Annotated in this window: 9 protein-coding genes; 2 read left to right on the top strand and 7 right to left on the bottom strand. The window is 66.7% G+C overall.

The genetic code is table 11. The features are described 5' to 3' along the window. From Q1J79_RS13560 to Q1J79_RS13535, 6 genes are all read right to left on the bottom strand, one after another. Window positions 1–889: class I SAM-dependent methyltransferase (locus Q1J79_RS13560; protein ID WP_300301261.1), on the bottom strand; the 889-nt coding region annotated here is incomplete at its 3' end. A 22-nt stretch (window positions 890–911) separates the two neighbouring features. Continuing rightward, window positions 912–1,697: a DUF1365 domain-containing protein gene (locus Q1J79_RS13555; protein WP_300301259.1), complete on the bottom strand. Its 786-nt coding sequence runs from the start codon at window positions 1,695–1,697 to the stop codon at window positions 912–914. Next, a complete protein-coding gene (locus Q1J79_RS13550) occupies window positions 1,694–3,031 on the bottom strand; it encodes an NAD(P)/FAD-dependent oxidoreductase (protein WP_300301257.1) in 1,338 nt (445 codons plus the stop codon). Before Q1J79_RS13550 ends, Q1J79_RS13555 begins: the two co-directional genes overlap by 4 nt. Continuing rightward, a complete protein-coding gene (locus Q1J79_RS13545; protein ID WP_300301254.1) occupies window positions 3,028–4,512 on the bottom strand; it encodes a deoxyribodipyrimidine photo-lyase in 1,485 nt (494 codons plus the stop codon). The genes Q1J79_RS13550 and Q1J79_RS13545 overlap by 4 nt, the downstream gene beginning before the upstream one ends. A gap of 102 nt (window positions 4,513–4,614) precedes the next feature. Beyond that, window positions 4,615–5,484: a response regulator transcription factor gene (locus Q1J79_RS13540; protein ID WP_300301252.1), complete on the bottom strand. Its 870-nt coding sequence runs from the start codon at window positions 5,482–5,484 to the stop codon at window positions 4,615–4,617. A gap of 227 nt (window positions 5,485–5,711) precedes the next feature. Then, window positions 5,712–6,338 (bottom strand): LysE family translocator, encoded by a 627-nt coding sequence (locus Q1J79_RS13535; RefSeq protein ID WP_300301250.1) that lies wholly within the window; start codon window positions 6,336–6,338, stop codon window positions 5,712–5,714. A gap of 173 nt (window positions 6,339–6,511) precedes the next feature. Here Q1J79_RS13535 and Q1J79_RS13530 point away from each other — a divergent pair, with 173 nt between their 5' ends. Further along, on the top strand, window positions 6,512–7,318 hold the full coding sequence (locus Q1J79_RS13530) for an alpha/beta hydrolase (RefSeq protein ID WP_300301248.1): 807 nt from the start codon (window positions 6,512–6,514) through the stop codon (window positions 7,316–7,318). Between the two features lie 16 nt (window positions 7,319–7,334). Here the strand turns inward: Q1J79_RS13530 and Q1J79_RS13525 are convergent, their stop codons facing one another. Next, window positions 7,335–7,787, bottom strand: a complete 453-nt coding sequence (locus Q1J79_RS13525) for a helix-turn-helix domain-containing protein (RefSeq protein ID WP_300301246.1) — start codon at window positions 7,785–7,787, stop codon at window positions 7,335–7,337. A gap of 101 nt (window positions 7,788–7,888) precedes the next feature. Between Q1J79_RS13525 and Q1J79_RS13520 the strand changes: the two genes are divergently transcribed. After that, complete coding sequence (locus Q1J79_RS13520) at window positions 7,889–8,374, top strand: DUF2938 domain-containing protein (RefSeq protein ID WP_300301244.1); 486 nt, start codon at window positions 7,889–7,891, stop codon at window positions 8,372–8,374. Window positions 8,375–8,439: the final 65 nt, after the last annotated feature.

Raw genomic sequence — 8,439 nt, 5'->3', positions numbered from 1 at the left:
CGTCATACGCGTCGGTCAGGTCGCGGTAGTCGCGCAACTCGATCCGCACGCGCTCGTTCAGTCCCGCCTGCTGCACGCGGCGGCAGGCAAAGTCATGCTGTTCGCGGCTGATCGTCACGGCATGCACGCGGGCACCGTATTCCATGGCCGCCAGGCAGGCGAAGCCGCCCCAGCCGCAGCCGATCTCCAGCACGCGCTGGTCCGGCTGCAGGCGCAGCACCTCGCCGGCCAGACGGCGGTATTTGTTCAGTTGCGCTTCTTCCAGGCTTTCGTCACTGCGCCGCCACAGGGCGGATGAATAGGTCATCGAGGGGTCGAGCCACAGGCGGTAGAAGTCATTGCCGAGGTCGTAATGATAGGCAATGTTGCGCCGGCTGCCGCGACGGGAATTGGCGGCAAGGGCAAAGCCAAACCGGCGCAGGGCGCGCAGCCAGGGCTGTCCCATCAGGGTGGAATCCAGATCGCTGTTCAAACAGGCCCATTCGGTCAGCGCAGTCAGGTCGTCGCAGTCGAAATCGCCATCGATATAGGCCTGGCCCACCGCCAGGTTGCCGCCCAGCAGCAGGCGCCGGGCAAAGCGGTGCTGCCGGATATGCAGGGTGGCGGCCGGGCCGGGCTCACGGCCCTGCGCCATCAGGGCGCGGCCATCGGGCAGCGAAATCGTGATGCTGCCATGGCTGACACGGGCAGCCAGCGACAGCATCAGCCGGGTCCAGCGCGGTACGCGCGGCAGCCGCAGAGCATCCTGGGCCGACTTCAGCAGCAGGCTATGGCCGGCCTGGCGCGGCTCGGTGCGATGGAGATGGGCGATGGCGTCGACGGCGGCATCCACGGCTGCTTCCGCAGCGCGGTCCAGCGGGGTCTGCCGTTCGGCGTAAGCTTCGCTCATTCAACAGGCTCCCTGGTCTTTTTCAGTCTTTGCTTTTGCCGACGGAAACGGCGCGGTGCGGCGGCGTGGTCCAGCGGAAGAAGGCCGCGCCCTTGCGCCAGAGTTGCAGCGCCTCCCAGTGGATGCCGGCCATGACTTTTACGGTCATCAGCGGATGGCGGATGAAGGCCTTCAACAGACTGTGATCGGTGACGTCCTCGCGGCGGCCGCTCTGCGTGGCGATCATCTGCAGGGCGCCGCTCTGGCCGAGCTGGCGGATCATGATGCCGATTTTTTCGCCGGGCGGCAGGACGCGGAACTGATATTCGCCCTCCAGCGGCAGGAAGGGCGAGACATGGAATCGCTTGGCCACGCTCTGGTCGACGATCTTGCCGTTGTTCTTTCCGGCCGGCACGTCGATCAGGTAGGCATGCTGGTCGCCGAAGGTGTTCTTCACCTCATACAGCGTGGCGCGCAGTTGGCCTTTAGCGTCGTAGCAGAAGAACACGCTGAGCGGGTTGAACACGTAGCCAAGCAGGCGCGGGAAACAGAAGATGCGGATTTGCGCCGCTGCCTCCTGCAGGCCATGTTCGGCCAGCGCGGCTTCCACCCATGGCCGCAGCGGCGAGCCATCGCGCGGGCCATGGTCGCGGTCATCGAAGCCGATCAGGGCGAAGCGGTTGTAGCCGAACAGGCGCAGGCCGCGATCCAGCTCGGCCAGGCGGTCGATATCCAGCAGCAGCGAGAAGACGCGGTATTCGAATCTGTGCCGGAACGGCAGCAGCCGCTCATGCATCACGCGGCACCAGTAGAGGTCTGCCCCGGTCACGCGACGCGCTCCAGCCGCGGCGGCGCGGTCGCCGGCTCGAAGGGCAGGGCCGCGCCCAGTCCTGCCGCCACCTGCAGGCCGGCGGTCAGGCCATCCTCGTGGAAGCCGTATCTGCACCAGGCGCCGCAATACCACAGGCGGTCCTTGCCCTGGATCTCGGGCAGGCGGTTCTGCGCCGCGATCGCCGCCCGGTCGAACAGCGGATGCTCGTAATCGAATTCGGCGAACACCTTGTCCTGCCGCGGCGGCCGCAGCGGATTCATGGTGACGAACAGCGGCCGGCTGTCGTCGATCGATTGCAGCCGGTTCATCCAGTAGGTCAGTCCGACGCGACGATGCAGGTCGCGGCGTGGCTCGGAAAGGTAATTCCAGCTGGCCCAGACGCTGCGCCGCACCGGCATCAGTCTCTCGTCGCGATGCAGCACGGCGCGGTTGGACTGGAAACGGAAACAGCCGAGGATGTCGCGTTCGGCCGCCGTGGCATGATGGCCCAGCAGCCGCAGGGCCTGGTCGCCGTGGCAGGCCAGCACCACCCGGTCAAAGGTCTCGAAGCCGGTCCGGCCCATGACGGCTATGCCATCTGCCTGTCGCGCCACCGCCTGCACCGGCCGGTTCAGATGCAGCGTGATGCCGGCATCCGCCAGCAGGCGGCGCACATAGTCGCGGCTGCCGCCCTGCACGGTATACCATTGCGGCCGATCGTTGACGCTGAGCAGGCCGTGGTTCCTGAAAAAGCGCGCGAAGGTCTCGGCCGGAAAGGCCTGCATCTCGGCCAGCGGCGCCGACCAGATCGCGGCGCCCATCGGCAGCAGGTAGTCGAGCATGAAGCCGTCGCCATACCGGCTGGCGGCGAGATACTCGCCAAGGCTGAGGCCAGCCATGCGGCCGGACTCGAGGTCGGCGACGGCGGCGCGGTTGAAGCGCAGGATGTCGCGCCACATGCGGTGGAAACGCGGGCTCAGCAGGTTGCGTTTCTGCGCGAACAAAGTGGCGATGCTGCTGCCGCTCCATTCCAGCTGGCCGGGCTGCCTGGCATCGCCGACGCTGACGGCAAACGACATGTCGCTTCTGATCGCCGGCACGCCCAGATGGGCGAACAGCCGCGTCAGGTTCGGGTAGTTCCAGTCGTTGAAGACGATGAAGCCGGTATCCACCGCAATCGGCGTGCCATCATAGTCGATCTCGGCGGTGTTGCTGTGGCCGCCGGGATAGGCATTGGCCTCGAAGACGGTCACGTCATGCTGGCGCGACAGCGCCCAGGCGGCGCCCAGTCCGGCGATGCCCGCGCCGATCACGGCGATACGCTGTCGCCGGATGGTTTCGTGCCTGCTCATGCAGCCCCCGCTGTCTGACGGTCATCATTGCGCAACTGGGCGAAGGCCGCCAGTGCCGCTTTTCTGGCGGCATCATGATCGACCAGCGGTTGCGGATAATCCTGTCCCAGCCGCAGCCCGGCCTCGCGCAGCACGGCGGCCGGCGCCAGCCAGGGCTTGTGGATGTACTTGTCGGGCAGGCGCGCCAGCTCGGGCAGCCAGCGGCGCACATACCCGCCCTGCGGATCGAATTTCTCGCCCTGCAGGATCGGGTTGAAGATGCGGAAATACGGCGCGGCATCGGCGCCCGATCCCGCCACCCATTGCCAGCTGGCGGCGTTGTTGGCCAAGTCGGCATCCACCAGCGTGTCCCAGAACCAGGCTTCGCCATGGCGCCAGTGCTGGCGCAGATGCTTGACCAGGAAAGAGGCCGCGATCATGCGCACGCGGTTATGCATCCAGCCGGTCAACCACAGCTCGCGCATGCCGGCATCGACGATGGGATAGCCGGTCAGTCCCCTCTGCCAGCGGGCCAGCAATGCCGGATCGTCCTGCCAGGGGAAGGCATCGAAACCGGCGCGGAAATTGCGCTCGGGCAGGGCGGGAAAATGGAACAGCAGGTGATGGGCGAATTCGCGCCAGCCGAGTTCGCTGAGGAACGTCTCGGCATTGCGGGCGGCGGCGCTGTTCTCAGCGGCGGCCATCTGCACGGCCTGCCAGACCTGGCGCGGACCGATCTCGCCGAAATGCAGATGCGGCGACAGGCGCGAGGTGAGATTGCGATCCGGCCGGTCGCGGCCATCGGCATAGCCTTGCAGCGCGTCATCGATGAAGGCCTGCAGCCGCGCCGCCGCGCCGGCTTCACCCGGCTGCCAGGTTGCGCGCAGGCCGCCGGCCCAGTCCGGTTGCGTGGGCAGCAACTGCCAGTCGTCCAGTCGCTCGCCGTGCACCGGTTTGTTGAAGGCCTGCAGCTTCTTTGGCGCGCGGTGCGGCGGCGCCGGGTCGGGCAGGGCGCGGCAGGCGCGCCAGAAGGGCGAATAGACCCTGAACCAGCCGCCGGTCCGGGTCTTCACCTGCCAGGGCTCGACCAGCAGCGACGCGTTGAAGGTCTCGACCGCGATGCCCTCGGCCTTCAGTGTCGTTTTCAGAATCGTGTCGCGCGCCACCGCCGCCGGCTCGTAGCAGCGGTTCCAGAACACGGCGGCCGCCCCGGTTTCGCGCGCCAGCGCCGGCAGGATCGCGGCCGCGTCGCCGCGCCGCAGGATCAGTTTCAGGCCATACCGGCGCTTCAGCTCGGTGGCCAGCGCGTTCAGCGCATGATGCAGCCACCACCGGCTGGCGCCGCCCATTTGCCATGACGGCAGGGCGGTATCGAGGACATACAGCGCAATCACCGGCCGGCCGGCCGCGGCGGCGGCGGCCAGCGCCGGATTGTCGTTCAGCCGCAAATCCTGGCGGAACCAGAGGATAACAGGAGAAGAGGAGGAGGCTGAATCTGCCATGCCGATGCCGTATCAGTGTGCACCATCTGATACGCAGGGCATGGCCGGCCGGATCAGGCCGGCGCGGCATTTTTTCCGATCATGGCTGGACGGGGCGGCGTCTCAGCGCGGCGTGTCGCTGTCGCGTTCCAGCAGGCGCAGGGCCAGTGATGCGGCCTGGGTGCGGTTGAACACCTGCATCTTGGCGAAGATCTGGCGCAGATGGGCCTTCACGGTGACTTCCTGAACGCCGAGCCGGATGGCGATCGCCTTGTTGGAATCGCCCTGGCTGACCCATTTCAGCACTTCGCGTTCGCGCTCGGTCAGCGCCGCCAGCCGCGGATCGGCGGGTTCGCTGGGTCGCGGCACGGCGCCGTCCTCGCCATTCTCGACCTCCTGGCGCAGCAGCCGCAGCAGCTCGCGGTCGTCGGCGCCGCTGCGGGCGCGGTCGGTCAGGTTGGCGAATTTGGCCGCGGCGATATAGCTGGGCAGGAATTCCTCGTACAGCCGCAGGGCCTTCACCACGGTGAGGATCATGCTCTGCTGCGTGATCTCGGTTTTTTCCTTGTAGTCGTTGATGCCGTGGTTGGACACCACGGTCAGCGGCGGCGCCTGGCCCGGCTGGCCGGTGCGGATCACGATCTGGGTCGACTTGTTGGCCAGATCGTTGCGGATGAAATCCACCAGCGCCAGGCCGGCATGCTCGGTTTCCATCACCACGTCCAGCAGCACCAGCGCGGTGTCGGGGTTGTCGCGCATCACGTCGCGCGCCTCGGTGGCGGAATAGGCGCTCAGGAAGGTCAGGCCGCGCTTGCGGTAGTTGAAATTGCGCAGCAGCAGCTTGGTCAGGGAATGCACGTCGGGCTCGTCATCGACGATCAGCACCTTCCAGCTCCGCCGTTCGCCGGACGAGCCATCGGTTGGCCCCCCGGGCGGACCGCCGGGTGGGCGGGTTTCGTCGATGAAGTTCAGCGAACTCTCGGCCACAGACATTTGCCTCCCGCGTTGCGCGCATAGTAACCCATCATCCGGCAAACCGGAACGTGTATGCGGAGCGGTTTTTACGGGACGGGGGCGCAGACAACAGCGGGGCGGAAAAACCGCGTTGCCAGCGGCTTTGCAGCCACCGGGTCACCCAAATTCCAGTTTTGTTATGTAATACAACAACTTCTTTTCGGCGCCGGCACCGGGAGCGGCATCGGAACCGGGAGCGAGACCGGCTACTGAAGCCGCGTCGTCAGCAGTTTCACCCCGGCATAGCCGAAGGCCAGGGCGAAGGTGGCCTCGAACCAGCGGCGCAGGCGCATGTAGCCGCGCGCCACCGGCGGGCTGGAAAACAGCAGGGCATAGCCGTGGAAGACCAGGGCGCTCTGGATCGCCACGGCGGCGATGATGACCAGCAGCGTCGATGGCGCGGCATGGGCCGGCACGCCCACGGCATAGAGCGAACCGAAAAACAGGATAGCCTTGGGATTGGTCAGGTGCAGGCCAAGGCCTGCGGCATAGGCGCGTTTTAGCGTCGGGTTGGCCAGACCTCTCGGTTCGATTTCGCCCGGCGTGAGGGCCGAGCGGGCGGACTTGATGGCCAGGAAGACCAGGTAGCCGGCGCCGCAATACCGCAGCAGCTCGAATACCCAGGCATTGGCCAGCATCACGGCGCCGAGCCCGAAGGCCGCCGCCGTCGACCACATCAGCGATCCGCTGCTGATCCCGCTGGCGACGGCAAGGCCATATCTGCGGCCGGCTTTCATCGCGGTGCCGGCGATGGTGACGGTGGCCGGGCCGGGGCTCGATGTCGCCATCAGCGCGGCCAGCAGGATGAGCGGCAGGTTGATCTCATTCAGCATGGGCCAAGTCTGGCCGGGCCGGCTGCATAAAGGCAAGCACGGAGATGTCAGGCTACAATTCTCGATACCCGGTTATGCGCGAAACAGTCCATGCTGCTTGTTGATGGCCGGCGAGGCGGCAATACTGGCCATCTCCCGAGTACCAGCATGCCCCGAATCAGAGTGGACGAGTCATGACCTCCCAGCCTCGGATCGTGTCCGGCCGCGCCACGCTGGCCGCAGACGTTGTCGGCAGTGGTGACCCCGTCGTCTTTCTGCATGCCAACATCTGCGATCGCCGCATGTGGCGCGCGCAACTGGATGCCATTGGCGCCGGCAATCAGGCCATCGCCTATGACCGCCGGGGCTTTGGCGAGACCCGCGCCGAACAGGAAGAGTTTTCCGGCGTCGCGGATTTGATCGCGGTGATCGCCGCCGTGGCAGATGGCAGGCCCGCGATCCTCGTCGGTTGCTCGCAGGGTGGCCGCATCGCCATCGACGCGGCGCTGCGGCACCCGGCTTCTGTCCGCGGGCTGGTGCTCATCTCGCCCACCGTGACCGGCGCGCCCGAGCCGGTGCTGCCGCCTGCCGTCAGGAATCTGCTGGCCGAGCAGAAGGCAGCCGAAGCGGCCGGCGATCTGGACCGCGTGATCGCGATCAAGGCCCGGCTCTGGCTCGATGGCCCGCTGCAGCCCGAGGGGCGTGTCACGGGCCCGGCGCGCGAATTGTTCTGCAACATGAACGCCACCGCGCTGCGCGCGCCGCCGACCGGGCCGGATGTCGATCTCGTGCCCGATGCCTTCCAGCGCCTGGGCGAGATCGCGGTGCCGTCGCTGGTGATCTGCGGCGACATGGATTTTCCCCATATTCAGGAGCGGTCCCGTCATGCCGCAGGCATGATGCCGAACGGGGCGCATCATGTGCTGGCCGGCGCCGCCCACGCGGCGAGTCTGGACCGGTCGAGAGAAGTTACCGACCTGATCGCGACATTCATCCATTAATGCCTGTAACAGGCTGTCAGGTTAAAGCGGGGCGCCGGCGGCTTTTGGTTTTTGTTGTACTGCTTGGCGGCGACAGCCGGCCGGCGCCGGCCACGCGCACCAGCCGGCGGAAAGTGGGGCATTCCATATGGCTGGGCGCCTTGCACACGGCGGCATGGCGCAGGCCGTCGCGCATCGCCGCCAGGTGCCGGATGGTGCGGTCCAGCTCGTCGGCTTTGGCCGTCAGCCGGTCGCGCCGGATGCGCAGCTTTCCGCCCGGGCCGAACATGGCGGCGATGTCCTCCAGGCTGAAACCCGCAATGCGGCCCAGCGCGATCAGCGCCAGCCGCTCCAGCACATCCGGCTCGAACAGCCGGCGCAGGCCGCGCCGGCCGACCGAAACGATCAGGCCTTTTTCCTCATAGAAGCGCAGGGCGGAGGCGGGCAGGCCGGACCGCTGCGCCACGTCGGCGATATCGAGCAATTGCATGCCAAAGAGATTCTGTCTTGACCTCAAGTGAACTTGAATTAGTAGGGTAGCGCCATTCCCGGCTGAAACAAGCCCGGACCGAAGCATAAAAGGTGAATGAGATGTCAGAGGTTATGGTGCGTATTGTTGTCGTCGGCGTTGGCGCCACGCTGGCGATGGATCTGTGGGGATTGATCCTCCGGCGCGTCTATGGCGTGGCCGGGCTGGATTACCGGATGGTCGGCCGCTGGCTCGGCCATCTGCCGCGTGGGCAGCTTCGGCATGCCGGCATCGGCAAGGCGGCGCCGGTGCCGGCCGAAGCCGTGATCGGCTGGATGGCGCATTATGCCATCGGCATCAGCTTTGCCGCCGGCCTCGTTGCCGTGTTCGGCGCCGGCTGGCTGGCAGCGCCGACGCTGGCGCCGGCTCTGCTCACGGGCCTTGTCACCGTCGCGGCGCCCTTCCTGGTGATGCAGCCGGCCTTCGGTATGGGCATCGCCGCGTCGCGCACGCCCGATCCGACGGCGTCGCGACTGCGCAGCCTGATCACCCACCTGGTGTTCGGCACCGGGCTTTTCATTGCCGCCCGCCTGACGGCGGCGCTGTAACACACGTTTTCAAACCTGAAAGGAAAAGACAGATGATCTCCCCCCGATTTGCCCCCGTGGTTTTC

It is taken from the genome of Ferrovibrio sp. (assembly GCF_029255545.1).
Classification (GTDB): Bacteria; Pseudomonadota; Alphaproteobacteria; order Ferrovibrionales; family Ferrovibrionaceae; genus Ferrovibrio.
The sequence above is the reverse complement of the archived record's forward strand: the minus strand, read 5'-3'. Positions and strand labels throughout refer to the sequence as shown.